General features: G+C 33.5%; 25 protein-coding genes and 1 tRNA gene. 10 read left to right on the top strand and 16 right to left on the bottom strand.

Going from position 1 to position 25,032, the window contains the following annotated elements; genetic code table 11:
• Positions 1 to 93 precede the first annotated feature (93 nt).
• From nusA to D1003_RS11195, 4 genes are all read right to left on the bottom strand, one after another.
• Positions 94 to 1,326 carry a transcription termination factor NusA gene (gene nusA, locus D1003_RS03000; RefSeq protein ID WP_052911508.1) on the bottom strand — a complete coding sequence of 411 codons (1,233 nt, stop codon included), beginning with the start codon at positions 1,324 to 1,326 and terminating at the stop codon, positions 94 to 96.
• A gap of 42 nt (positions 1,327 to 1,368) precedes the next feature.
• A complete protein-coding gene (rimP, locus tag D1003_RS02995; RefSeq protein ID WP_014937622.1) occupies positions 1,369 to 1,836 on the bottom strand; it encodes a ribosome assembly cofactor RimP in 468 nt (155 codons plus the stop codon).
• Positions 1,837 to 2,094: 258 nt separating this feature from the next.
• Positions 2,095 to 2,316 carry a hypothetical protein gene (locus D1003_RS02990; RefSeq protein WP_260393297.1) on the bottom strand — a complete coding sequence of 74 codons (222 nt, stop codon included), beginning with the start codon at positions 2,314 to 2,316 and terminating at the stop codon, positions 2,095 to 2,097.
• Between the two features lie 124 nt (positions 2,317 to 2,440).
• A complete protein-coding gene (locus D1003_RS11195; RefSeq protein WP_311709724.1) occupies positions 2,441 to 2,671 on the bottom strand; it encodes a transposase in 231 nt (76 codons plus the stop codon).
• Positions 2,672 to 3,103: 432 nt separating this feature from the next.
• Here D1003_RS11195 and D1003_RS02980 point away from each other — a divergent pair, with 432 nt between their 5' ends.
• Both D1003_RS02980 and D1003_RS02975 read left to right on the top strand, forming a co-directional pair.
• Positions 3,104 to 4,768: an ABC transporter ATP-binding protein gene (locus D1003_RS02980; protein WP_153935670.1), complete on the top strand. Its 1,665-nt coding sequence runs from the start codon at positions 3,104 to 3,106 to the stop codon at positions 4,766 to 4,768.
• 204 nt (positions 4,769 to 4,972) lie between these two features.
• Positions 4,973 to 5,311 (top strand): DUF3276 family protein, encoded by a 339-nt coding sequence (locus tag D1003_RS02975; RefSeq protein WP_014937916.1) that lies wholly within the window; start codon positions 4,973 to 4,975, stop codon positions 5,309 to 5,311.
• A 62-nt stretch (positions 5,312 to 5,373) separates the two neighbouring features.
• Here D1003_RS02975 and D1003_RS02970 read toward each other — a convergent pair.
• The 9 genes from D1003_RS02970 to leuS form a co-directional block, all read right to left on the bottom strand.
• A tRNA-His gene (locus D1003_RS02970) sits at positions 5,374 to 5,447 on the bottom strand.
• Positions 5,448 to 5,488: 41 nt separating this feature from the next.
• Complete coding sequence (bshB1, locus tag D1003_RS02965) at positions 5,489 to 6,208, bottom strand: bacillithiol biosynthesis deacetylase BshB1 (RefSeq protein ID WP_153935669.1); 720 nt, start codon at positions 6,206 to 6,208, stop codon at positions 5,489 to 5,491.
• A gap of 88 nt (positions 6,209 to 6,296) precedes the next feature.
• Positions 6,297 to 7,955, bottom strand: a complete 1,659-nt coding sequence (locus D1003_RS02960) for a lipopolysaccharide assembly protein LapB (protein ID WP_153935668.1) — start codon at positions 7,953 to 7,955, stop codon at positions 6,297 to 6,299.
• An 87-nt stretch (positions 7,956 to 8,042) separates the two neighbouring features.
• Positions 8,043 to 8,912: a PstS family phosphate ABC transporter substrate-binding protein gene (locus tag D1003_RS02955; RefSeq protein ID WP_153935667.1), complete on the bottom strand. Its 870-nt coding sequence runs from the start codon at positions 8,910 to 8,912 to the stop codon at positions 8,043 to 8,045.
• Positions 8,913 to 9,162: 250 nt separating this feature from the next.
• Positions 9,163 to 10,008 (bottom strand): energy transducer TonB, encoded by an 846-nt coding sequence (locus tag D1003_RS02945; RefSeq protein ID WP_153935665.1) that lies wholly within the window; start codon positions 10,006 to 10,008, stop codon positions 9,163 to 9,165.
• 27 nt (positions 10,009 to 10,035) lie between these two features.
• Positions 10,036 to 10,584 (bottom strand): biopolymer transporter ExbD, encoded by a 549-nt coding sequence (locus D1003_RS02940; protein ID WP_153935664.1) that lies wholly within the window; start codon positions 10,582 to 10,584, stop codon positions 10,036 to 10,038.
• Between the two features lie 12 nt (positions 10,585 to 10,596).
• Positions 10,597 to 11,199: a biopolymer transporter ExbD gene (locus D1003_RS02935; RefSeq protein ID WP_038693751.1), complete on the bottom strand. Its 603-nt coding sequence runs from the start codon at positions 11,197 to 11,199 to the stop codon at positions 10,597 to 10,599.
• A 106-nt stretch (positions 11,200 to 11,305) separates the two neighbouring features.
• A complete protein-coding gene (locus D1003_RS02930; RefSeq protein ID WP_153935663.1) occupies positions 11,306 to 12,172 on the bottom strand; it encodes a MotA/TolQ/ExbB proton channel family protein in 867 nt (288 codons plus the stop codon).
• A gap of 264 nt (positions 12,173 to 12,436) precedes the next feature.
• The gene (gene leuS / locus D1003_RS02925; RefSeq protein WP_153935662.1) at positions 12,437 to 15,268 is read right to left on the bottom strand and encodes a leucine--tRNA ligase; all 2,832 of its coding nucleotides are present in this window, start codon (positions 15,266 to 15,268) and stop codon (positions 12,437 to 12,439) included.
• A gap of 190 nt (positions 15,269 to 15,458) precedes the next feature.
• On the opposite strand from leuS, the gene D1003_RS02920 reads away from it, so the two are divergent.
• From D1003_RS02920 to D1003_RS02900, 5 genes are all read left to right on the top strand, one after another.
• On the top strand, positions 15,459 to 16,211 hold the full coding sequence (locus tag D1003_RS02920; protein WP_153935661.1) for a glycosyltransferase family 2 protein: 753 nt from the start codon (positions 15,459 to 15,461) through the stop codon (positions 16,209 to 16,211).
• Between the two features lie 195 nt (positions 16,212 to 16,406).
• Positions 16,407 to 17,936: a Do family serine endopeptidase gene (locus D1003_RS02915; RefSeq protein WP_153935660.1), complete on the top strand. Its 1,530-nt coding sequence runs from the start codon at positions 16,407 to 16,409 to the stop codon at positions 17,934 to 17,936.
• 131 nt (positions 17,937 to 18,067) lie between these two features.
• Positions 18,068 to 19,312: a peptidase U32 family protein gene (locus tag D1003_RS02910; RefSeq protein ID WP_153935659.1), complete on the top strand. Its 1,245-nt coding sequence runs from the start codon at positions 18,068 to 18,070 to the stop codon at positions 19,310 to 19,312.
• A 15-nt stretch (positions 19,313 to 19,327) separates the two neighbouring features.
• Entirely contained in the window at positions 19,328 to 19,558 is a 231-nt protein-coding gene (locus tag D1003_RS02905; RefSeq protein ID WP_153935658.1) for a ferredoxin, read from the top strand.
• A gap of 3 nt (positions 19,559 to 19,561) precedes the next feature.
• The gene (locus tag D1003_RS02900; protein ID WP_052911379.1) at positions 19,562 to 20,122 is read left to right on the top strand and encodes a 5-formyltetrahydrofolate cyclo-ligase; all 561 of its coding nucleotides are present in this window, start codon (positions 19,562 to 19,564) and stop codon (positions 20,120 to 20,122) included.
• Here the strand turns inward: D1003_RS02900 and D1003_RS02895 are convergent.
• Positions 20,086 to 20,658 carry a hypothetical protein gene (locus D1003_RS02895; RefSeq protein WP_052911378.1) on the bottom strand — a complete coding sequence of 191 codons (573 nt, stop codon included), beginning with the start codon at positions 20,656 to 20,658 and terminating at the stop codon, positions 20,086 to 20,088. The genes D1003_RS02900 and D1003_RS02895 overlap by 37 nt on opposite strands.
• 6 nt (positions 20,659 to 20,664) lie before the next feature.
• Entirely contained in the window at positions 20,665 to 21,810 is a 1,146-nt protein-coding gene (locus D1003_RS02890; RefSeq protein ID WP_153935657.1) for a hypothetical protein, read from the bottom strand.
• Between the two features lie 126 nt (positions 21,811 to 21,936).
• On the opposite strand from D1003_RS02890, the gene D1003_RS02885 reads away from it, so the two are divergent.
• From D1003_RS02885 to D1003_RS02875, 3 genes are all read left to right on the top strand, one after another.
• Positions 21,937 to 22,260 carry a hypothetical protein gene (locus D1003_RS02885; RefSeq protein WP_153935656.1) on the top strand — a complete coding sequence of 108 codons (324 nt, stop codon included), beginning with the start codon at positions 21,937 to 21,939 and terminating at the stop codon, positions 22,258 to 22,260.
• Positions 22,261 to 22,642: 382 nt separating this feature from the next.
• Positions 22,643 to 23,344 (top strand): hypothetical protein, encoded by a 702-nt coding sequence (locus D1003_RS02880; protein WP_153935655.1) that lies wholly within the window; start codon positions 22,643 to 22,645, stop codon positions 23,342 to 23,344.
• A 30-nt stretch (positions 23,345 to 23,374) separates the two neighbouring features.
• A complete protein-coding gene (locus D1003_RS02875; protein ID WP_153935654.1) occupies positions 23,375 to 23,752 on the top strand; it encodes a hypothetical protein in 378 nt (125 codons plus the stop codon).
• A gap of 47 nt (positions 23,753 to 23,799) precedes the next feature.
• Here D1003_RS02875 and D1003_RS02870 read toward each other — a convergent pair whose 3' ends face one another.
• A complete protein-coding gene (locus D1003_RS02870) occupies positions 23,800 to 25,008 on the bottom strand; it encodes an NAD(P)/FAD-dependent oxidoreductase (protein ID WP_153935653.1) in 1,209 nt (402 codons plus the stop codon).
• Positions 25,009 to 25,032 lie beyond the last annotated feature (24 nt).

Below are 25,032 nucleotides of genomic sequence, written 5' to 3'. Positions count from 1 at the left end.
AGTGTTATTTTGCTTTTTTAATTTTATAAGTTATTTATTGTTTAACGAAGTTTACCTTCATCCTAGTTTTCAATTTTGCAAAGTATTTTCCTATTAATCAAACTCTTCTGCTAAAATTCTTTTAACTTCCTCTATCGTTTCTTCTTCTAAATCAGTCAAACGAACTAAAGCCTCTGTGTCCTTATCTATAATACTCTTAGCCGTATCTAAACCAACTTTTTTGAATATCTCTATTACCCAATCTTCAATTTCATCACTAAATTCGTCTAGTTCTACATCATCGTCTTCGTGAGCCTCTCTATAAACATCTATTTCATAATCAGAAAGCCACGATGCCAATTTAATATTCTGACCTTGCTTACCTATGATTTTAGCAATTTCTTCAGAAGGCGTGTATACCAATGCTTTTGACTCCTCTGCATTGATGTCTATCTTATTTATCGTAACATTACCCAAAGCTCTCTTAACCAATATTTCTGGATTTTTAGACCATTGGATAACATCTATATTTTCATTTCTAAGCTCTCTTACCACACCGTGTATTCTAGAACCTTTAACGCCTACACACGCCCCTACTGGATCTATTCTATCATCGTATGCATCTACGGCAATTTTAGCTTTTTCACCAGGTATTCTTACCACTTTTTTAAGAATAATAGTTCCATCTTGAATTTCTGGAATTTCTAATTCTAACAGTCTTTCTAAGAACTTAGGGGATATTCTAGAAATTGTAATTTGAGGCTTGCTTCCCTTAAAATCAACACTTTCTATCACTGCCCTTGCATTATCTCCCTTCCTAAAGAAATCCGAAGGTATTTGCTTATCTTTTGGTAAAATATACTCATTACCTTCATCATCTAACAATATCACATGCTTGAAACGGATATGATGAACTTCCCCCACCATAATTTCTCCAATTCTATCCTTGAATTGTTCATATAAATAAGCATTATGATGTTCTTGTATTTTAGTTGCCAAAATCTGCTTAAGCGTCAAGATATTTCTCCTTCCCAGTTGAGATACTTTAATTTCTTGAGTAAACTCTTCTCCCACCTCAAAAGTAGGATCTGTTTTTCTAGCTTCTGAAATTTCTATTTCCAAATCGTCATCTTCTGACATCTGGTCCTCTACAATAGTCTTATTAAGGAAAATCTGAAAATCCCCCTTATCTGGATTTACAATCACATCAAAATGATCATCAGAATCATATCTTTTTCTCAGAAGGGTTTTAAGAGAATCTTCTATGATTGCCATCAAATCAATCTTACTAATATTCTTCTCTTCTTTAAAATCCCCAAACGCTTCTATCAAAGCTAAATTATCCATCTATATACTTCTTTATTATTTACAATTAAACCAATTACTACACTAAAACTTAATAGCTACTAAAGCTTTTTTTATATCCGAAAGTAAAATTTCCTTTTCTTCTACTACATCTACTTTTCCCTTACCTACCTCCTTAGGCTTACGATAACGCAAGATTAACACCACTTTATCCTCTTCCACCCTAGCCAATTCTCCTTCTATTTTAGAGGAGTCATTCAGTAAAATATCCAAATCTCTGCCTATATTTTTTCTAAACTGTCTTATTTGAGTCAATGGTTCGCTAAGTCCTGCCGACATTACTTGGAGGCTAAAGTCATGCTCTTCTCTATCCATATTAAACTCTATGGCTCTACTTGCATCTAGACAATCTTGCAAGGTTACTCCATTGTCCCCATCTAAAATTACCACCACATCATCTCCCGCCGACACTTTAAGATCTATTAAAAATAAATCTTCTCTCTCCGAAAGAAAATCGTTAAGTAGCGTTTCCACCTGTGCTTTTATACTCATACTCTTGTTTATTAAACTTCGAATAGTAGGACTACGAAAAAAGGCTTTCTTTCAAAGCCTTTCCATTATTTCCCGCAAATCCTCCGCAAAGGTACAGTTTTTTTATCACATCACAAAACATAATACCCTCAACTTATTGAAACAAAAGCTCAAATACTTTATTTCAAAATATATTTAACTGAATTCACTTATCTTTTTAACAAATTTCGTTTATCTTTTGTTAAAAATGAGCTTCAATAGGAAAATCTAATTTTCTTGCTATTTCCAAAACCCTCTCCTTTTCTGACGCCTTACAAATAAAAATAAATATCTATCCATCTGCGTATCAATATTTAGCATTGTAAATTCAGATTCTCTTTCTAGTTTTTCTACAATCTGCCACATTTCTTTATCCTTAATAACAAACTCTTGCTGTATTTTCTCGGAAATAAGCCCACTTAAGTCATCATAATCCACTTTCCAATCGGAATCGAAAGTCAATAATAACTCAGATAACAAATATTACGTAAAATAAGGTATATCTACCTCAGAGTCTTCATCTAAATAACCTTCTCTTTATATTCTTCTATGTTGTTTCTTATGCTTGTAATGAACTAAAATTCGCCTACAAAAAGTAATTGTTGTAATTCTGGGAGATGTATCCTTTGTTGCCGAAGAGTTCACCAAATATTTGCTTGAGGAAGTTCTCATTTTTAAGAGGTTCTCTGTCATCCACATTGGCTTGGATAACGCAGAAGCTTAGAATCCCGCCTTTATCATTGATTACGATGTGAAGTTTTAATCCATTGAACCAGCCCATGGTTGATTTACTTATTGTTGCTAAATCTTTAAACACTTTGTTACGCTTAATCCTTTTATTTCCACAGACTTTTATAAGAATACCGTCTAGTAAAAGTGTTTAAATGTTCTAAATCCACTGAGATGAAAAAGAATCATAATGGTGAGAACTTCCGAATTACTCATCTTTTCTTGGAAAGGGTGCTTTTCACTGTCAATTCTCATAAATTTGGTGGTTAGTGCAAGGCTTACCAATTCTAAATCCTTCAACTTAGACTGTCTTCTCTAATGAGTTCACCTAATATTTCTCAAAAATTCTTTCGTAATTTGCACTTAGGTTATTTATTCGTAATTTTTTTATAATAAAAAAATTACGAATATTTAGGATAACAAACAACTGATTCAGCATTACCATTCATATTTCATTTTCAGAAATAAGTTTTCAGACTAAAAAATTTTATCATCAATTTTCTCTATTTTTGCCTCATCAATGAATGCACTAAAAACACTTAACCCTTATTTTTGGAAACACAAGAAACTTCTTTCTTGGGGTATTCTTTTCATTATAGCAAGTAACTTTTTTGCCATCTATCAAATCCAGTTTATAGGCAAAACAATAGATATCATACAAAAGGTTATATCTCAAAAAGACACTACTAAAGAGACCCTTTTTCGCACACTTTTAATCAACGGAAGTATCATTATAGGAGCTTCTGTATTATCTGGTATTTTTAGATTTATGATGAGGCAAACTATCATTGTAGCTTCCAGAAAAATAGAATACGAGCTAAAGAACAATATTTACCGTCAATACGAAAAACTATCTCTAACTCAATACAAATCAACCACTATAGGAGACTTACTTAATCGTTTAAGTGAAGATGTCGTTGCCGTGAGAATGTATCTAGGTCCTGGGATAATGTATGTTATCAACCTAATGATACTGCTTATCATCACAAGTATATATATGTTCCAGACTAACCTACAAATGACACTTTGGACACTCCTGCCTTTACCTGTACTTTCATTTACCATTTATAAAGTAAGCTCTATTATCAACAAAAAATCTAAAATTATGCAGAAAAGTCAGTCCGCTATTTCTACATTTGTACAGGACAGCTTTTCGGGTATTAGAGTTATAAAGTTTTTTAACAAAGAAAAGTATATTCAGCAGAATTATAATACTAAAGTAAAACACTATCAAGAAAAAGCTCTAGACCTCGCCAAAACAGAAGCCTATTTTTTCACAATAATATTATTAGTCATTGGTTTACTCAATATTATTATTCTATACATTGGGGGACAAAAATACATAAAAGGGGAAATGAGCATAGGTGCCATTGCAGATTTCTTTATGTACATCAATATACTTATATGGCCCTTCTCTATGGTAGGTTGGGTAACTTCAGTAAATCAAAGAGCAGCCGCCTCTATGCAAAGGCTTAATGAATTCCTTGATAAAAAATCTGAAATTATTAACAAAAATAAAAACCATTATAGCATAAAAGGAGACATAGAATTTCGTAATGTAAGCTATACCTATCCTAATACAGGTATTAAGGCTTTAGATAACATCAGTTTCAAGGTAAATGCTGGCGAATCTCTTGCTATTATGGGAAAAACAGGCAGCGGAAAATCTACCATAGCCCTTCTTCTTTGTCGATTGATAGACCCAGACGAAGGAGAAATTCTTGTAGATGGCATAAATTTAAAAGAACATAATTTAGATACTTACAGAAATGCTCTAGGCTACATTCCACAAGAAAGCTATCTATTTTCTGATACTATAGAGAACAATATAGGATTTGCCATAGATAACTCTAATGCAAAAATCATTGAAGAATATGCTAAAAAAGCAGATATTCACAAAAACATCATAGAATTTAAAAACCAATACCAAACCATAGTTGGAGAAAGAGGGGTAATGCTTTCTGGAGGACAAAAACAAAGAATCTGTATTGCTAGAGCACTTATAAAGAAACCCAATATCCTTATATTCGACGACAGCCTATCTGCACTAGATACAGAAACAGAAGAGAATATTCTAAATAATTTGGAAAACCTAGGTGAGAAATGTACCCGAATCATTATTACTCACCGACCATCTAGTGCTAAAAATGCTCACCAAACACTTTACCTCTCCCCTATCAATTAGTCATCAACACATCACTTCTAATTTTAGTGTTTCAGAAAAAAAAATAAAAATTCATTAAAACAAATCCCTCAAAATAAACACCCCACACATAACAAACTGATTAACAGAAACCAAAACCTTACATTCAAAGTTTTTAAATAATTCTTTGCTGATTAGTAGAATTATTTTATATTTGTTACCTAAGATTTCTAAAAAATAGATGAAATGAGTGATTACAAGGAAAAACGAAATGAAAATGAAATTTTCACTAGAGTGTTAAAAGCAGGAAGAAGAACCTATTTCTTTGATGTTCGTGAGACTAAGGCTGGAGATTATTATCTTACCATTACCGAAAGCAAGAAGCATTTCCAAGATGGCGGTGAGGCTACATTTGAGAAGCACAAAATTTACCTTTACAAAGAGGATTTCAAGAATTTCTCTGAAATGTTTAATGAAGCATCAGAATTCATTATTAGTGAAAAGGGAGAAGATGTAATCTCTGAAAAACACGACAAAGATTTCAAAGGGAGAAACTACACCTTAGATAGCAACGAAGAGTTTTAAAATTAGTTTTTACTATTAAAATCAAAAAACATCTACTAGAATGTAGATGTTTTTTTATTTAGGGTGACTGACCGGGATCGAACCGGCGACCTTCAGGACCACAATCTGACGCTCTAACCAACTGAGCTACAGTCACCGTCTATTTTGTGGGTGCAAATGTATAAATATTTTATCTATTTACAAAATTATAGAGTCAAAATTTTTAAAAGCCATTAGTTTTTGAGAAGTAAAGCCTTCCGCATAGGATACCCCTGAAAGCCTGCCTAAGTCTTGAGCTCTATAAGTAATACTCTCCAAAAACTCTTTTGTTGAAATAGGAGTCATCGGCTCTTCTGAACTAGGATTATAAAATTGAGTTTCGTATGCTAAACAAGCCTCCATCTTCTTTTTCATAAAGTCGGATATATCTACTACAAAATCAGGATTTATAGATTTCCATTGTATATAATTAAATATATGTTTAGGCCTCCAAACCAATTGAACTTCATCATTTTCAACAGTTTCAATCTTAGCCAACCCAGATAAAAAACAAGCATCAGAAACCAATTTTGCCGCTTTTGCATGGTCAGGATGGCGATCATCTGTCGCATTAGCAAAAATAATTTCAGGCTGATACTTTCTTACCATTCTTATGATACGCATCTGATATTCCTCTATATTACAAAGAAAACCATCTTTCATACCTAAATTTTCCCTTGCCACAACTCCTAAAATATCCGATGCTTTTTTGGCTTCCATAGCTCTAGTTTCATTTGTTCCTCTAGTGCCTAGCTCACCTTCCGTTAAATCTACTATCGCTACTGTTTTACCTTGAGAAATAAGTTTGGCTAAAGTACCTCCACACCCTAGTTCCACATCGTCTGGGTGAGCTCCTATGGCTAAAATATCTACTTTCATATTACAAATATAGAAGTTTTTATTCTAAAAAAAATAAGAGCTTCTTAAGAAACTCTTATTTTATCATCAATTAAATATAAAATAAACTCTACTGGTTAAGTAATTTCAATAAATTTTGAGCATCTTTATAATCAGGGTTTAACTGAACTGACTTTAATGCATACTCTTTAGCCTTCTCTCTATTTTTATCTTTTTCTAAATAAGCCACCGCAAAATAAGCATAGGAAAGTGTTTCTTTACTCTGCATTTGTTCTTCTAATGACTTTTTAACCATATTATCAATATAAGCTTGGTAAGAAATTTTAGCTAACTCATTGTTCCCCGCTTGTTGATAAGCATATCCTTGGCTATAATAGGCTGGAGCCCAATCAGGAATTAGATCAATCATATTTTGCCAAGTATAGACAGCACCATTCCAATTTTTAGCTTCCTGATAGGCTATTGCTAACTTGTAAATATTGTCTGTATTCTTAGGATCTGCCGCAACAGTTTTCTTTAAAGCTTCTATTTCTGGATTAGTAGGTCCTGCTTCTGCCGCCTTTTTAAGATCAATTCCCCCTGCCATAATTTTACCTAGCTCTGCGTCCCATTGCATAGTTTCATCTTTTGCAGCTTTTGCTATTGCCACTTTTTCACTAGACATTTTCATAAGATTAGCTTTTGTAGCTTCATCCTGTGCTTTATGAGCTTGCCCTGCATAGATAAGCCCCAATAAACCTTGATCTGCAGGCAATACTCTAGACGCATCTGCCTTAGAGATAAATGTGTCTAAGTTTTGTTTAGCTTCATCATATTTTTGCTCTCCGTATAAGAGATAAGCATTGAGCTTGTACTTAATGACATCTTCAACTTTATTAAAAACCTTATCTAAAACTTCTCTAGATTCTGTATAGTTTCCATTTGCAAAATAAAGCTTAGATACCTCCAACATAGTTACAGGATCCTCATCTGCATATTTAAGATAGTTTAATAAATTATTTGCCGCCATATCATGCTTCTGGTACCTTATATTATAATTAGCAAGAGCCTTATAGGCTGGAGCATAAGTAGGATCTACCGCTATAGCTTTATTAAGATTATCTGTTGCTAATTGCCATTGATTAGCAGCCATCCACAAGGTCGCCATTCTAGTGAATACGGAGGCTTTATTTCTAGCTACTACTGCTGCTTTATCATAAGCAGACATTGCCTTTCCAGCATCTTTTTTAAGACGATAAGCATCTCCTAACGAATAATAATAATTAGCAGGTACATTACCTTTCTTTTCTGCTTTTTCTATAGCTTGACTAATAAATTCTACAGCCAAATCTGGCGCATTATTCCCCTCAAATATCGTAAGAGCTTCCCCTGCTCTAAAAAGTACTTCTGGGTCTTTACCTCTAGAATCGTTTACAATTTCCTGTATTTCGTTAATCGCTGCTTTATTTCCTTTCCCTAATTTAATAGATGCAAGTCCTATTTTATCTAAATACGCCTTTTTATCAAGAGCTAAACCTTTATCAAAATATTCTTTAGCTTTATCAAAATTAGGTTCGTATTGAGTTAAATAAATATTACCTAGATAAAAATAATTTTCAGCAGATGGTGATTTTTGAAGTAACTGATTGAACACTTCTTTAGCTTTTGCATATTTATGAGCGTCCATATTTTGGAGACCTTCTTCTACTGTTTGTGCACCTGCAAAACCGAACATAAAAGCGGCTGCAGCACCTAATACCATTTTCTTTGTCATTTTTATATTTTTCATTTTTAAGGTTTAGTTTATAATTTGGTTTATTTGTAACCAACAATTATTAAGCCATTTTTTAAGTAAAGAGTTGCTAATATAAGAATTTTATCTCATCTGAACCTCTCTTTTGTAAATATTATAAGGTTGCAGCCCTTGCTTAGAAACCACTATTTGACCTATCTGCGTACAAGAAAATCTTATAAACCCATTTCCAACCCCAAAAAAACCTTCATTTGTCAAAAAGTAAAGAACCCTTGAGAATGGATACTCCATATTCCTTATGCTTGAGAGTTCAGGCTTATATACCTTCCCTTCCTCATCTATTACGGGCAATATCTTTATCTTATCTCTTAGCGCTATAGCCTCTGGAGAAAACTCTCTACTTATCGTATTAAGGCTTATCACCCCTATTTTGTCACTAAATTTATCTATATTATTTACAATATTTTCATTCCCTCTAATGATAGAATATTTAAGAGCCGAAGGTTTAGCATTAAACTTTTGTGCTATAAAGTTAAGATTACTCGCATTAGTACCATCAAATATTAAATTTTTAGACTCTGAATTGAGCATTTCTTTAATTTCAGAAACTTTGATATGCTCTCTATTTGAATTTTTAGGAACAATAAAGACCACAGCATCTCCCGCAAATTTAGCAGGATTATACTCCAAATCCACCTTTTCTTTGTAAACTTCCTTTTCTTTTTTTGTAAGCTCTCTAGACATCACTATCACTCTAGCATTACCCTCTAGCAAATCTATAAAAGCCGAGTCTTCTTTCTTATAAAGAACATCTAGCTTAGCCTCTGGATAAAAAGCCATATACCTCTCTGCCAAAGCCTCCGTTACATTTTTAAAGGAAGGGTCTGCTACCACCTGAATTTCTCCTTTTTGAGGATTTTCTGCTTCTTTACCCTTTTTACAAGAAAGCATTACAACCAAGAGAAATAATAAATAACCTATTCTTTTATACATCTTTCTTACTCTGTTTTATATTATAGATTGCCCTAAACAATCTAAAGACACCATAAATTATCATCAAAACCCCTAATGGATAGGCAACATAGTCATCTAACTGAATTACAAAAAACTTATACACTAATACTACTCCCCCTAAAGTGAGATATGTAACTCCTGCCAAAATAGATAAATAATTAAACATAGTAGCAAATATAACAAAAAAGAGAAGCCCCAAAGCTTCTCTTATAATAATTTTAACAGAATTTTAATATTCAAAATTCATCTTAACAGGCATTCTAAATCTCGAACGAACTGGTTCTCCGTTTACTTTCGCTGGACTCCATTTCTTTCTTATACTCTTAGCTGCTCTTTCAGCTTCCTTGTTAAAAGTAGAATTAGAGCCTATTGCTTTCACTTGCGTAAGGGAGCCATCTCTCTCAACAACAAAAGTGAGCTCTGCAGAAACAGTTCCTTCATCTCCATCCATAACTGAAGTATCAAAAGACTCTTGGAAAGCGCTTCTAAATCCGTTAAGACCTCCTCCCGAGAATTCAGCTTCTTGGTCTACCGTTGTATATACTTCAGTAGTACTCACCTGAGGCTTCACCTCTACCGTTGTTCCTTTTCCTGTAGAAGGTGGTGGTGGCGGTGGAGAATAGGAAGGCTTCTTAACCCCCTCTTGATTTATCAGACCTGTAGTCGTTTCCAACTGCTTGGATATCGGTGGTGGTGGGGTTTCTACCTTAGGAGCCTTTACTGGTTCAGGAACTACATTCTGTATAATTTCCACCTTCTCCTCTTCCACTTTCGGTGGCGGTGGCGGTGGTGGAGTTTCCTCCTTCGGTTGTTCTAAAATAGGTTCTTCTTCAGGAAGAATCTCCATAAGATTAGCCTCTACTTCTTGTTTAGGCGGTGCCGTTAGCTGTTTAATTTTCATAACAATAAACGGAGTAGCCGCAGCTAAACAGAACAAAGTAGTACCTATAATCATAGACCTTGTAAGAATACTCTTATAGCTCTGTCTTAAATCATAAGCACCATAGGCCTTATTTCTGTTTTCAAATACAATCTCATCCAAACTTGGATTGTACCCTAAATTTTCATTTGACATATAAAATATGAATTTTAAGGGTTAATATTATTTTGCAGTTCCTACTTCCTTCTCGTAAACAGCTTTTTCCCAGTCTTTAATATCGGTTACCCCATATTGCTCACTTTTGGTGACAGCCATTTCGTCAAGAACATCTACAAAATTCTTATACACTGCATCATCTGTTGGCTTGATAATAACTGTAAATTTAGTTACATCTTTAGCCCTCTTCTTAGCATCTTCTATTACTTTTGTAATCCCATCTTTATCATAGGTAGTCTCCTGAAGTGTACCTTCATTAAGACCATCCTTATCTGATTGATGATAAAAAATTTTATTATCCTTTCCTATAATCAAAGATATAGAATTACTTAAATCAATCTCCGTTGGAGGTGGTTTAGGCGCATCTTTATCAGGCTTCGCAGGAAGACCTAAATCCATCACATTCGGTTTACTAAAAGTAGTGGTAAACATAAAGAATGTAATGAGTAGAAAACCTAAGTCTACCATCGGAGTCATATCCACCCTAGTGGACTGCTTTTTGGAACGGACTTTGCCGCCCTTTTCGCCTTTATCCTGTACTTGTACTTCTGCCATTTCTATTCTTTATTAGTTACCACCCTCTTGGGTAGTGATTAACCAAAACTTGTAAAACTTAATATCTCTCAATCCTTCAAATAAATCTTTTACTTTTGGATAGTTAGTGTTACCATCACCTTTAATGGCTAACTTATAGTCAGGATTTATTTTTAAACTCTGCTCTACCCAATCAATAACTTGTTTATTTGTGCTGTCCATAGGTATTCCCGTAGGACTCTTAAACGCTTTCTGCTCATCTTCTGATAAGTTCAAGTAGCTTTTCAACTGTGTCATAGGCACACCTATCGCCTGTACTTTCGTGAATGCGACTTTTTCCTTATCGGTAAAAGAAAGTCCATACTTCTGCCCCATATTGTCTAGAAGCTGAATTCTTTCAGTTCCGTTCTCTACAGGTTGGAAGTAAAATTTCCCATCTGGTGTTACATTTACCGTCATTAGACTGGCATCTGGCAACAACTTTTCAGATATAGAAGATGGCGGTTTTATCTGCTCTACATCAGGCTTTTTAAACTGTGTAGTCAAGATAAAGAAGGTAAGTAGTAAGAACGCAACATCACACATCGCTGTCATATCCGTTACTACACCATGTCTTTTTGGTTTGACTCTCGCCATATTATTAACTCTTTTTTTATTTATTAAACTTCTTTTTTTTATTAGAGCCTCGCTAGATTATTGTAGCGAAGACTCTAAATATTTGTCTTTTAGAATCTAACTTAAATTAGTTAAACTCTGCGAAAGATTGTTGGATAGACATACCAATCTCGTCTATCTTATAAGTTAATCCATCTATCTTAGATGTAAAGAAGTTGTAAAGGATAATTGCAATAGCTGATGTACCAATACCTAAAGCTGTATTAATCAAGGCTTCTGATATACCGATAGATAGAGCTGCAGCATCTGGAGTACCACCACCAGAACCTAAAGCAAAGAACGCCTTAATCATCCCGATTACCGTACCTAAAAGCGCTACTAACGTTGCTACCGTACCTAGTGTAGAAAGAATCATCATATTTTTCTCTAACATAGGCATCTCTAATGTTGTAGCTTCTTCTAAAGCTTTAGTTAATGCAACCATTTTCTTCTCTTTATCCATAGAGCTATCGTTAGCCAACGCCTTGTATGTAACTAGTCCTTCTTTTACTACATTACCTACAGAACCTTGCTGAGCATCACATTTCTCAATAGCTTCATCAATTTTATTTTGATTAAGAAGGCTTCTTATTTCAAGTACAAACTTGTCAAGATTTCCTTTTCCCTGAGCTTTATTGATAACAAAGAAACGCTCAAAAGAAAAAACAATCACTGTAATCATAAATAAAATTAGAACGTGTACTACTGGACCACCCATGTAAATAATTCCCATAAAGGATTCTGGATGTAATTCCTTAGATGGTATATCTGCAAAGGCTACAGATGCTTGTCCTGCAATCCTTGCATCTTCTTTAAAGTTACCTGGGTTACCTAATATAAAGATGTAAATACTTAACGCAATTACATACAAAATAGGTAATACTACAGCTGGGTTAAGCCCGCTTTTTTGTCTAGCAATTACTTGCTCCTCTGTGTTTGAAACATTCATTTCCATATTAAACTAAAATTATAATTGTTATTTTTTTCAGGCTGTAAAGTAAAGTTAAAATATTGAAAAATCCAAATATTATCTTTAAACCCGTCCTTTTTTGACATTCTAGAGTTTCAAGACTCTTAAATTAGATTTACTTTTTTTTCTGATTTTTATCATTATTTCACACTTTCACACCTTTCACTTAATTCATAAAAAAAAATAGCGCTCTATTTTAAAAATTTATTAAATGTTAAGTTTTTATTAAAAAACATATCATTACCCTTCTTAAAAGACAATATTGATGATTTTTTTAGGTACTACAATGATTTTTTTGATACCATTACCATCTAAATACTGTAATACTTTATCATTTTCTATTGCTATTTTCTCAATTTCCTCCTTAGATAAGTCAGCAGGAAGTGGTAATTTAAATCTCATCTTACCATTAAAACTTACTGGATACTCTATTTCATCTTCCTTTAGATACTCTTCGTTAAGAACTGGAAACTCTACAAACTCGATAGACTCATTATATCCTAATAATTGCCATAACTCTTCACAAATATGAGGGGCATAAGGAGATATAACTACCGCTAGTGGCTCCAAAATCTTTCTTTTATTGGTTTTCAACTTTTGTAATTCGTTCACAGCTATCATAAACGAAGACACAGAAGTATTAAATGAGAAGTTATCTATATCAAATTTTACTTTCTTTATTAAAGTATGTAGCACTTTGTACTCTTCTTTGGTCGGCTCTTCGTCTGATATATTGACCTTATCCCCGTCAAAGTAAAGATTGTAAAACTTCTTCAAAAAGCCATAAACTCCTGAAAGCCCCTGTGTATTCCAAGGTTTACTTTGTTCTAAAGGACCAAGGAACATTTCGTAAAGTCTTAAACAATCCGCACCATATTCTTCACAGATGTCGTCTGGATTTACCACATTATATTTAGACTTAGACATTTTTTCTACCTCTCGCTCTGTGATGTATTTACTACCTTCCAAGATAAACTCTGCGTCTTTGAACTCTGGTCGCCATTGTTTGAAAGCTTCAGTATCTAATTCATCGCTCGTTCCTTTTAGTAAAGCTACATCTACATGGATTCTTTGAGTTTGATAATCTTTCGCCAAGTTCTTAGAAACAAACTGGTTAGTCCCATCTACTCGAAAGACGAAAGCACTCATTCCCAAAATCATTCCCTGATTGATTAACTTTTGGAAAGGTTCTTCATGACCGATAAAGCCTCTGTCTTTTAAAAACATATTCCAAAAACGAGCATATAATAAATGCCCTGTAGCATGTTCGCTTCCACCTATATATAAATCTACCTGCCCCCAATAGTCCGATTTTTCTTTAGCACAAAAAACTTCATCATCAGTAGAATCCATATATCTTAAGAAATACCACGAGCTACCTGCCCAACCAGGCATCGTAGATAGCTCCATTGGAAATACCTTTTTATTATCAATTAAATCTACAGAGGTTACTCGCTGATTAACTTCGTCCCAAGCGAAAGTCTTTGCATTTCCTAATGGTGGGTCTCCATCTTCGGTAGGTAAATATTTCTCTACCTCTGGCAACTCAAGTGGCAAAGCAGACAAAGGCAAAGTATATGGCATCTCCTCTTTATAATAAATAGGCACTGGCTCTCCCCAATATCTTTGTCTAGAGAAAATAGCATCTCTCTGTCTATAGTTTGTAGTACCTTTACCTATACCTAAATTTTCTATTTCTTGTATAATTTTTTGTTTTGCATCTTTGTAATTTAATCCATCTAAAAAGTCTGAATTAACACAAGTGCTTTCTTTAGAATCAAAAGACTCTTCTTGAACATCTACATCTGTGTCTACAACTTTCTTAATTGGTAAACCAAAATACTTTGCAAACCTGTGGTCTCTATCATCATGTGCTGGCACTGCCATTACCGCACCCGTACCGTAACCCATAAGCACATAGTCTGATATATATATAGGTATAAGTTCTTTAGTAAATGGGTGGGTTACATAACTACCTGTGAAAGCTCCTGATACAGACTTTACATCTGCCATTCTATCTCTTTCTGTCTTTTTAGAGGTATCTTCTATGTATTGATTTACAGCACTTTTTTGTTCTTCGGTTGTTAATTTTTCCACCAAATGATGTTCTGGCGCTAACACCATAAAACTCACGCCAAAAATAGTATCTGGACGAGTAGTAAAGACTTCTACATTCTCTCCTTCTAAACCATCTACAGAAAACTGAACTAATGCTCCTTGAGATTTCCCAATCCAATACTCTTGGGAATCTTTAAGAGGTTGTGGCCAATCCAAAGTATTCAATCCTTGTAATAATCTTTCGGAATATGCCGTAATCCTCATACTCCATTGCATCATTTTTTTCTGAAAAACAGGATAACCACCTCTTTCAGACTTACCATCTTTTACTTCATCATTAGCTAAAACCGTTCCCAATGCAGGACACCAATTAACCGTAGTTTCTGCACGGTAGGCTAATCTATAATTTAAAAGTATATCTTGTTTATCTTGCTCCGATGCTGAATTCCACTCTTCTGATGTAAATGATAATTCATCGGTTTGTACAGCATTAAGCCCTTCGGTACCCTTAGTCTCAAATTGAGCTATAAGAGTATCAATAGATTCTGCTCTATCCGTATCTTTATTATACCACGAATGAAACAACTGAATGAAAATCCATTGAGTCCATTTATAATAAGAAGCGTCTGATGTTCTCAACTCTCTACTCCAATCAAATGAAAACCCAATTTTTCTCAATTGCTCTTCATACCTAGTGATGTTATTTTCCGTAGTTACCGCAGGGTGCTGCCCTGTCTGTATGGCGTATTGTTCCGCAGGAAGTCCAAAAGAGTCATAACCTATTGGGTGAAGTACATTATACCCCTGATGCCTTTTATATCTTGCGTAAATGTCCGATGCTATATACCCCAGTGGATGCCCCACATGAAGACCCGCTCCAGAAGGATAAGGGAACATATCTAGCACATAAAATTTCGGCTTATTTTTTTCAACACCTGACTTCGACTCTTGGCTTTTAAAAATTTGGTTATCGTCCCAATATTTTTGCCATTTCTTTTCTATTTCTTGATGATTATAAAACATTCTTCTAAGAGAATTAAAGGTTACAAATTATTTAAACGAACTACAAATTTAATAGTTTGAAATAGAAATAACGATTTTTCAATTAATATTTTTAATTGTATCACTAACAAATAATTTGAATTTACTCTCAAAAAGGCAATTTAAAACTCCCTTATCTTTACTTATCTTTGCAAAAATTAAAAAGTAGGTTATGCCTGAAGTCTCTATTATAACGCCTTGTTACAATGCTTCTAAGTTTTTGAAAGAAACTATAAACTCTGTGCTCAATCAGACTTTTACAGATTGGGAGTGGATTATTTCTGACGATAATTCCAAGGATAGTTCCATAGAGATTATAAAACAGATTAATGACCCTAGAATAAAACTGATAGAATCTAAACAAAATGGTGGTGCAGGAAAAGCAAGAAACCTAGCACTAGAACTAGCAACAAGCAGATACATCACTTTTCTAGATGCTGACGATTTATGGGAAACTAATTTTCTTGAAGAAATGATTTCCTTTATGAAAAGGGAAAATACAGAACTGGCTTACTCTAATTATGCTAGATGCGATGAAAATATGACTCCTACCATAGAAGATTTTAAAGCCGACAAAATAGTAACATTCAACAACTTACTAAAAACTTGTAGACTTTCTCTACTATCCTCTATGTACGACAGCCAAAGAGTGGGAAAAGAATTCTTCCCAGAAGGTTCTAAAAGAGAAGACCATATTATGTGGCTTAACCTCCTAAAGAAAATTTCGCAAGGAAAACCACTCCCAAAAACTATGGCAAAATACCGTATGCATAGCAATAGTGTTTCCAGAAAAAAGAGTAATATCATTAAAGACCAATATCTAGTTTATAAAGACTTTATGAATTTTTCTACCCTAAAATCTCTCTACTACACAGCACATTGGGCTTTTAATGGATTTTTAAAATACTCTAAATGGTTTAACTAGAACAATCAAAGCGGAAATTTTGTCATAAAAATTTAACATTATAAAAAACATAATTCTGTTATTTTCATTAAAAACACATAATTATCGTTAAAAATTAGTTAAATACGAATATAAACCCTACAAATTAAGAATGGTTTGGATTACTTTTGCATAGTATTTGTTCAGCACATCATATAAATTATAAAAATAAATAAAATGAAAAATAATCTAAAAAAACTCATACCACTTGCTGCCGTAGGCGTAGTTTCTGCAGCAACTACTTTTGGAACTATTGAATATTTTAAAAACGATAACATTGCTGACTCTTCATATTTCCATACTGCTAAAAATGACAGTCAGTTTGCAGGACTTAATGCTGCCGCTTTAGGAGATGATTTCGTAAAAGCAGCCAAAACTACAGTACCTGCCGTGGTAACCATAAAAAATTATCAAAATAACACTAGAACTTCTAGAAGCTCTGAACAAGACCTACTTGACTTTTTCTTTGGCGACCCATTCAACAGAAGTCAAAACCAAAGACAAAGACAACAACAGCAAGCACCACAAGATATGCCTACTGGTCTAGGTTCTGGGGTGATTATCTCTCCTGACGGATACATCATTTCTAATAATCACGTAGTAGCAGGAGCTAGTAAACTAGAAGTAACCCTAAGCAATAAAAAAACTTATGTGGCTAAACTTATAGGAAGCGACCCTTCTACTGACATTGCATTATTAAAAATAGAAGATAGCGGACTACCTTATCTTAACTTCGCAAACTCAGATTTACTAGAAGTAGGACAATGGGTAATAGCCGTAGGAAATCCTTTAGGACTTAATTCTACCGTAACTGCTGGTATCGTTTCTGCAAAAGGAAGAAGTATTGACCTCCTAAGACAACAGTCTAAAACTCCAATTGAAAGCTTTATACAAACAGATGCCGTAATCAACAGAGGTAACAGTGGCGGAGCTTTAGTAAATCTTAATGGAGATTTAGTGGGTATTAACTCTGCCATCTCTTCATCATCTGGATACTATGAAGGATATGGTTTCGCTGTCCCATCTAACTTAGCAAGAAAAGTTGTAGAAGACATCAAGAAATTCGGAATAGTACAAAGAGGCTTCCTAGGAGTTAGTGCATTAGATTTATCTGATGAAGCACAAGTAAAAATGTACAATCAACAGACTAAAAGTAACTTAAAATCAGGAAGCGGAATCTACATTACAGAGATCTCCAATAACAGTGGGGCAGAGGATGCTGGTCTTAAAAAAGGAGATATCATTGTTCAAATAGATGATAGCAAAATTACTGATTTTGCAGACCTTTCTCTAGCCGTAGGTAGAAAAAGACCTGGAGACACTGTAATGGTAACTTACTTAAGAGACGGAAGAACCAAAACAGTAAGAGCTACTTTAAAAGACCAAAGTGGAAATACTAAAACGAGAACTAAAGCAGACCTTACTGTTGCTGAAAAACTAGGAGCTAAATTCCAACCTTTAAGTGATGAAAACAAAGTCTATTACGGTCTTAGAAGCGGTGTAGTGGTTACAGATGTAGACGAAAACAGTCTTCTTGCTAGCAAAACAGGTATTGATAACAACTATATCATTACAGAGGTTAATGGAAAACCTGTTAATTCTCAAAAAGACATAGAAAATATTTTAGAAAACTATAAAGGTATTGTCTCTATAAAATATTTAGATGTCTATGGACGTCTAACTAGTAGAGGATTTAATATGCCTTAAAAATCATTTAACCAATCCTTGCTCCCTCTTTTTCTTTGGAAAAGGAGGGATTTTTAATATTCACGCTATCACTATAGAACTTAATTGCCTATTATAAAAATTTCTATCTTTGCAAAAATTTTTTTGACCCAATGACTAAAAGCGGAAAAATAGAACTAATGTGTCCTGCAGGAGATTTCACCTCTCTTCAGGCAGCTTTAGATAATGGTGCAGACTCCGTCTATTTCGGTGTAGAACAGCTTAATATGAGAGCTAGAGCTTCTATGAATTTTACCATAGATGACTTACCTGAAATTAGCAGAAGATGCCAAGAGAAAGGCGTAAGAACTTATCTTACCCTCAACACTATTATTTATGACCACGATTTATCAATCATAAAAACCCTTTTAGACAAGGCAAAAGAAGCCAACCTTACCGCCGTTATTGCTATGGATCAGGCTGTAATAGCTTATGCAAGGCAAATTGGTATGGAGGTACATATTTCCACTCAAATCAATATTACCAATATAGAAACTGTAAAATTCTATGCAATGTTTGCAGACACTATGGTAATGAGTAGAGAGCTTAGTATCAGTCAAGTAAAAAAGATTTGTACTCAGATAGAAAAGGAGCAAATTAAAGGTCCTTCTGGAAATTTAGTAGAAATAGAAATATTTGGACACGGAGCTTTATGTATGGCAGTCTCTGGAAAATGTTACCTAAGCCTACATTCGCATAATTCTTCTGCTAACCGTGGAGCGTGTAAACAAAACTGCCGAAAAAAATATACCGTAATAGACCAAGAAAGCGGTTTTGAAATAGAACTTGACAACGAGTATATGATGTCTCCTAAAGACTTATGCACCATCAACTTCTTAGATCAAATTGTAGATGCTGGGGTTAAAGTTCTAAAAATAGAGGGCAGAGGGCGTGCTCCAGAGTATGTAGCCACTGTAACCAAGTGCTACAGAGAAGCCATAGACAGTATAGAAGACGGCTCTTTTTCTCAAGAGAAAGTGGCGGAATGGATGAAACGATTAGAAACCGTTTATAATAGAGGCTTTTGGAGTGGTTACTATTTAGGACAAGAACTTGGAGAATGGTCTCCTAACCCAGGTTCTAATGCCACACAAAAGAAACTTTACATAGGTAAAGGCAGACATTATTATCCAAAATCCAACATTGCCGAGTTTTTAATAGAAGCATACGACTTGAATGTAGGCGATAAAGTTTTAATCCAAGGACCTACCACAGGTTCTCAAGAATTAGAAATCACCGAAATGATGGTGGACGGAAAGGGCATTAGCGAAAAAGCAACTAAGAGTGAAGTCATCACGTTCAAAACTGATTTTCGTGTAAGACCTAGTGACAAGCTGTATAAAATTGTTAAGGCATAATAAAGTTATTGTCTAATGGTTATTGTTACACTACAACGAGATAAATGTATTGGGTGCAACTACTGTGCAGAGTTTGCTCCAGAATACTTTAGAATGTCAAAAAAAGATGGTAAGTCTGTGCTGTTAAAATCCACCGACAAAAAAGGGTTTCACACAATTAAAATACCTCTACCTGAAGCTTTTGAACCTTGTGATAAGGCAGCTAAGGCGTGTCCTGTAAAAATAATTTTCGTAAAAGAAATCTAACTTATGACCAAAGCGGAACTTAGAAAAATTTATCTAGAGAAAAGAAAGCAACTTTCTGAAAATACCATAAATGAGCTATCAAAAAAAATAGCTCACTTATTCTTTTTACAATTCAACCCTACTGAAAACCAAAACATTCATTGCTTTATCCCTATAAAAAAATTTAAGGAAGTTAATACTTTACCTCTTATAGAGTCTTGTTTTTCAAAAAAAATAAATGTATTCGTTCCAAAAGTTATCAATACAGAAATGATAGCCATTGAGCTGAAAGAAAACACTCAACTATCTGAAAACAAATGGGGAATATTAGAACCTTCTGAAAATACCTACGCGAGTGTAACTCACTTTGATTACATCATTACACCTCTACTCTATTGCGATAGGAAAGGTAACCGAATAGGCTACGGAAAAGGCTTCTATGACGAACTTTTCAGTACTATGCCTACAACTACAAAAAAAATAGGAGTCAACTTTTTTTCACCTTTAGAAAATATAGACGATTTAAGAAACGAGGATATTTCGTTAGATTACCTTATTACACCTTCGGAGATACTATCTTTCTGAGGAGTGTAAAAATTGAGAAAATAAAACTTAAATTCTTTCTTAAACTTCTCTGGAAAAGGCTTTAGGATATATTGCACATTTCTCTCATAAACGCCTATTGAAGATTTTTTATTATCAAAATATTCTACCTTAACCACAGCTTGGTTTAATGTATCCTTTTCACTATTTTTTTTCTTGATTTCTAAATTTTGTACCTTAACAGTCTTAACCCTTAAACTCTCTAGCTCTTTAAACAGAGGTTTTAGTTTAAGAGTATCAGGTGTTACAAAATATTTAAGTAATTGCGTATGGATTGTAGAGTCTATATCTGTATTCCTATTACCAGACAAATAGAGAATAGACAAGTCCATAACCTCCTGAACTTTTTGCTTGGTAATAGCATTTATAGCTTGTGCACTATCCATCTTGGCAACAGGGTAAGAAGTAGCATTAGTTGTATTTCTCACTTTATCTAAATCACTGACTTCTTCCTTTTTTTCGCAGGATAAAATCATCAATGCTGTTAGAATAAATAATAAGTTTTTAAGTATTTTCATAAGTGTTTACTTTTCGTTATTTGTAATTCTAAATTTTATCATCACTATTTTACCATTTTTCATTTGAGTCCCTATAATTTCTAAATTTTTAAGAGAAGTTGTAGGCGTTGTCATTAAGGTTATATAGCGATCTTTTTCTAATATTTCTACTCCATAAGTTTCATTATCAAACACTTGATAAATTAAAGCTTCATTACTTATAAGTCTACTTAATCTTTCTCTCTTCTTATTAACATCTTCATCTGCCTTTTTAGAATAATAGTTTAGCATAATAGCGTAATCATCGGGCTTTAACTCTATAGTTTCATATTCTGGATAAGTAAGAGCATTCTCCAAATTTCTCACGATAGTATCCGTCTTATAATAAGGAGAAGATATTATCATCATAAGAGATTTTGATTTTGTAGTATATGTTAAAATGTCGTTCGGCTTCACCTTATGCAAAATAGGAGATTCGCCTTCTTTTATGATTTTAACATCAAGGTAGTCGTTAATACTTGTATTTCTATCCGCATCAATAAACTTAAACGAATACTTTTTGGTCAAGATTAAGTCTGAAAAAATAATTCCCACAAGAACTAACAAAAGTATAAGTGTTGCCGAAATCCAAACATAAGAAGATTTAGTGAATTTTAAAGCTCTACTGTTATTTTTCAACACCTTATCATTTTCAGTAATTAACTCTAAATCAGAATTACTTTTTTGCAAAATATTATTTTTACCTTCATCAACATTATCAGCAATTTCCTTGGAATTTATTGATTTTTCTTGTTCCTGTTGATTATCTAAAACTAACTCATCAACTCCAGTCTGAAATTCTCCCTCGTCACTTTCTTCTATCTCAAGAATTTCATTAGCAAACAAATGGTTTTTCTTAAAATCATACCAATTAGCATAACCTGCATAACTAGAAAGAAGATTAAGCATATCTATTCTTGGTAATTTTTGTGTAGGAGAACTCTTAAAATAAGTATAAAAAGAACGTTCACTAATATTTCCTTTTGCTTTTTTTCTTAAATCTTCTTGAAAATAGACAATATCAATTCCCTTCCATAAGGATATATCTTCCTCCGAAGGTGTATGAGATTCTAAAAAAACCTCTTGAACTTCCGCTTTAAGCTGTTCAAAGTGTAATAAATCTAAATCCGACAAATTTTAAAAATTTAACTTAAACCACTGATTTACAAATATACTTTTTTGCAAAACTATTTTACAAAGATATTACAATAATTTTTCTAGCACAAATTTATTTCTCACCATATCTTTGCCTTGTTCAAAATGAGTGAACAGAGTAACAAAAAAGAAAACAAATTTAAAAAATTATTTAAAATTATGAAAAAGTCATTATTCGTAGCAGCTGTTGCTGCTTTAGCTGTTGTAGCTTGTAAAAAAACTGAAAACGTTGAAACTGCTGCTGTAGATTCTACTGCTGTTGAGGCTGTTGATTCTGTTGCTGCTGTTGTAGATTCTGCTGCTACTGTTGTAGATTCTGCTGCTACTGTAGCTGCTGAAGGTGTTGGTGCTACTGCTGATGTTGCTGCTGACGCTGCTAAAGGTGCTGTTGATAACGCTGCTGATAAAGTAAAAGAAGCTACTAAGTAGTCTTTAAGCGATATACAGACAAACTAAGAAAGACACTCTAAATTTAGAGTGTCTTTTTTATTTGCTTATTTTCAACTAACACCCATTGTATTTGGAAAGCTAGAGATTTGATGTAGCCTAAAAATTCTATATTTATTTCAATGAGTTAATACAATTTTTCATCTCCCTTTAGTATTTCTATCTAAATCCAAATATCTTTTAAATAAGCAAGGACAATTCAAAACTGAACAATGTCATTTAAATTTATACATCAGAAGGATAGTTAAAAATAATTAAGAAATATCATCCTAATTATTACTCTGTTTTATTGGTTATTTGTAGTGTTTTTAGTTGCATATTTGAATGTTTTTTTTTTTTTACTTTCGTGCCAAAATTTAATATTATGAATGGAAAAATTTATCACTTATTTAGTGTTTCTGTATTGGCTTTAGCAATATTGATTTTATTTGTGTCTTGTTCTCGTGTAGATAGGGAAGAGAATGAAAATAACGGTATAGAAGAAATATCAGGGTATAAGATAAGTAAGTTTTTGGATAAAGATAAGATTTTGGAGTTGAAAAAATCTGTTGTAAATAAAAAAGCAAACATTAAAGAGTTTTCTGTGAAGAGTAGTATGTCGGTAGAGAAGTATGATTTTGATAGTGTAAAAAAGATTGAAGATAATTTGGGAAATACTTATTACAGTGTTCCGAAGACGGATAACCCAAAAGAAGTCTTAGGTTTAATTCCATTTGGTAAGACATTTAAATTTATTGAAGTAAGTGTTGAAGACTTATCTAACGGAAATGTTAGAACTATTGAATTAAGAAATTTGGATAATACTTTTTCTGCGAAGTTTGGTTATGATAAGTCTAATAATAGTGTTATTAAATATGACGGATACCAAAATAAAGTTGGGCTTAAAACATTATCCAATGATATTTCTATAATGAGTTCAGGTTGTGGACAAGGGGTTATAGATTGTATGTCTAATATCTATACAAAAAGAGGATGGACATCTGTTGCAGCAACCTTATTCACTGCATATGCCCCAGAGATAGGGGTTGCCGTTGCAGCGGGATGTGCAGCGAGTAGATGTTTGTAGTTGTAGTGGTTAATGTATAAAAGAAATCTAATGAAGTTAAAAATTATAGAGTTTTTATTATTAGTTATTCCACTACTGGCTGTGGGCTATATCCTTTTTGAACTGAAAGAATTTTTATTAGGTACTTGTTTATTTGGTCTTTATTTTATTTATAATAAAATAGTTAGGAGGTTTATGAATAAAAATTTTCGCTACAAAGATTTTTCAGTAAAGAAAATGCTACTCTATATTACTTTGTTAATTATCCCATTATTTATCGCAAGCTATCTATTTATGATAGTAAATAATCTTTATTTTGGGATAGTAATCTATACATTGTATTTCTTATACGAAAAAACATTGATTCAAACTTTATGGTATAATAAAGAATTCAAAAAATTGAAATTTAACGATATACTGTATTTATAAACGATAATAAAAGAACCGAGAAATATACCTCTCGGTTCTTTTGTTTTTTATATTGAATTAAGGTCTTGTGCGATGAGCCACGCTTCGCTCCAACAGGCTTGAAAGTTGAATCCTCCAGTAACGGCATCTATATCTAAAATTTCTCCCGCAATATAGAAATTAGGAAGTATTTTAGATTTCATATTTTTAAAATCAATTTCTTTTAGATAGATACCTCCAGCAGTTACAAATTCTTCCTTAAATGTAGATTTGCCTGTTACCGAGAGCTTCTTTTTACAGAGGTTCTCTATGATAGTTTGCGTTTCTTTTGCGGAGAGGTGAGCCCATTGTTTTTCGGAGTTGATAAGAGAAACATCTAAAACGCTTTGCCAAAAACGGTTGGTAACATCAAAAGGTTTTCCTTGGCTTAAAGTTTTCTTTGGGTGGCTTTGCTTAAATTCTTGGATAAGAGTTTCGGCATCGTTAGGTGAAATTCCAACGAAATTAACTTCAATACTAAAATTATAGTTTAAGTCATTTAGCTTTCTAGCTTCCCAAGCGGATAGCTTTAAAATGGCAGGTCCACTAAGTCCCCAATGGGTAATAAGTAAAGCCCCTGCCTCTTCGGATTTTAGTTCTGGTATTCTCACTTCTGCTGATGGGAAGCTAGTGCCTGAAAGTCCTTCTAGTAAGTCGTTTTTGATATTAAAGGTAAATAAAGAAGGGACGGGCTTTACAATAGTATGTCCTAAGCTTTCCATTAACCTTAATGCTTTAGGAGAGCTACCTGTGCAGAAAATCACAATATCTGCTAAGAAAGATTCTCCATTAGTAGTAATAAGATATTGATGGTCTTGCTTAGAGATAGATTTTACTGTAGTTTTGGTATGGATTTCAATATTTTTCTCTTTCACAGAGGAAAGTAGGCAATCGATAATAGTTTGGGAGCGGTTAGATTCTGGGAAGATTCTATTGTCGTCTTCAATCTTCAACGAAACACCTCGTTCTGAAAACCAAGTCATAGTATCACCAGGTTGAAATTTACTAAAAACACTTCTAAGTTCCTTATGACCTCTTGGGTAAAACTGAACCAAATCTCTAGCATCAAAACAAGCGTGGGTAACATTGCAGCGTCCGCCTCCTGATATTTTTACTTTCTGTAAAACTTCTGCATTTTGTTCTAGTATGCAAACATTGTATTTTGAGGTGTCTATATTAGCTGCCGAAAAAAATCCCGAAGCTCCACCTCCTATAATAACTATATTGGGTTTATTCATCTTGAATTTCCTTATATCCTAAAA

The sequence above is a fragment of the Riemerella anatipestifer genome, assembly GCF_009663465.1.
Taxonomy (GTDB): Bacteria; Bacteroidota; Bacteroidia; order Flavobacteriales; family Weeksellaceae; genus Riemerella; species Riemerella anatipestifer_C.
The sequence above is the reverse complement of the archived record's forward strand: the minus strand, read 5'-3'. Positions and strand labels throughout refer to the sequence as shown.

Coding starts and splice junctions, on each gene's coding strand:
- D1003_RS02885 (WP_153935656.1), top strand. CDS start 21,937: ATGAGTGAACAGAGTAACAAAAAAGAAAACAAATTTAAAAAATTATTT.
- D1003_RS02870 (WP_153935653.1), bottom strand. CDS start 25,008: ATGAATAAACCCAATATAGTTATTATAGGAGGTGGAGCTTCGGGATTT.
- bshB1 (WP_153935669.1), bottom strand. CDS start 6,208: ATGAAAGTAGATATTTTAGCCATAGGAGCTCACCCAGACGATGTGGAA.
- D1003_RS02975 (WP_014937916.1), top strand. CDS start 4,973: ATGAGTGATTACAAGGAAAAACGAAATGAAAATGAAATTTTCACTAGA.
- D1003_RS02905 (WP_153935658.1), top strand. CDS start 19,328: ATGGTTATTGTTACACTACAACGAGATAAATGTATTGGGTGCAACTAC.
- D1003_RS02980 (WP_153935670.1), top strand. CDS start 3,104: ATGAATGCACTAAAAACACTTAACCCTTATTTTTGGAAACACAAGAAA.
- nusA (WP_052911508.1), bottom strand. CDS start 1,326: ATGGATAATTTAGCTTTGATAGAAGCGTTTGGGGATTTTAAAGAAGAG.
- D1003_RS02920 (WP_153935661.1), top strand. CDS start 15,459: ATGCCTGAAGTCTCTATTATAACGCCTTGTTACAATGCTTCTAAGTTT.
- D1003_RS02930 (WP_153935663.1), bottom strand. CDS start 12,172: ATGGAAATGAATGTTTCAAACACAGAGGAGCAAGTAATTGCTAGACAA.
- D1003_RS02935 (WP_038693751.1), bottom strand. CDS start 11,199: ATGGCGAGAGTCAAACCAAAAAGACATGGTGTAGTAACGGATATGACA.
- D1003_RS02940 (WP_153935664.1), bottom strand. CDS start 10,584: ATGGCAGAAGTACAAGTACAGGATAAAGGCGAAAAGGGCGGCAAAGTC.
- D1003_RS02910 (WP_153935659.1), top strand. CDS start 18,068: ATGACTAAAAGCGGAAAAATAGAACTAATGTGTCCTGCAGGAGATTTC.
- D1003_RS02955 (WP_153935667.1), bottom strand. CDS start 8,912: ATGTATAAAAGAATAGGTTATTTATTATTTCTCTTGGTTGTAATGCTT.
- D1003_RS02915 (WP_153935660.1), top strand. CDS start 16,407: ATGAAAAATAATCTAAAAAAACTCATACCACTTGCTGCCGTAGGCGTA.
- D1003_RS02880 (WP_153935655.1), top strand. CDS start 22,643: ATGAATGGAAAAATTTATCACTTATTTAGTGTTTCTGTATTGGCTTTA.
- D1003_RS02960 (WP_153935668.1), bottom strand. CDS start 7,955: ATGAAAAATATAAAAATGACAAAGAAAATGGTATTAGGTGCTGCAGCC.
- D1003_RS02945 (WP_153935665.1), bottom strand. CDS start 10,008: ATGTCAAATGAAAATTTAGGGTACAATCCAAGTTTGGATGAGATTGTA.
- D1003_RS02895 (WP_052911378.1), bottom strand. CDS start 20,658: ATGAAAATACTTAAAAACTTATTATTTATTCTAACAGCATTGATGATT.
- leuS (WP_153935662.1), bottom strand. CDS start 15,268: ATGTTTTATAATCATCAAGAAATAGAAAAGAAATGGCAAAAATATTGG.
- rimP (WP_014937622.1), bottom strand. CDS start 1,836: ATGAGTATAAAAGCACAGGTGGAAACGCTACTTAACGATTTTCTTTCG.
- D1003_RS02875 (WP_153935654.1), top strand. CDS start 23,375: ATGAAGTTAAAAATTATAGAGTTTTTATTATTAGTTATTCCACTACTG.
- D1003_RS02900 (WP_052911379.1), top strand. CDS start 19,562: ATGACCAAAGCGGAACTTAGAAAAATTTATCTAGAGAAAAGAAAGCAA.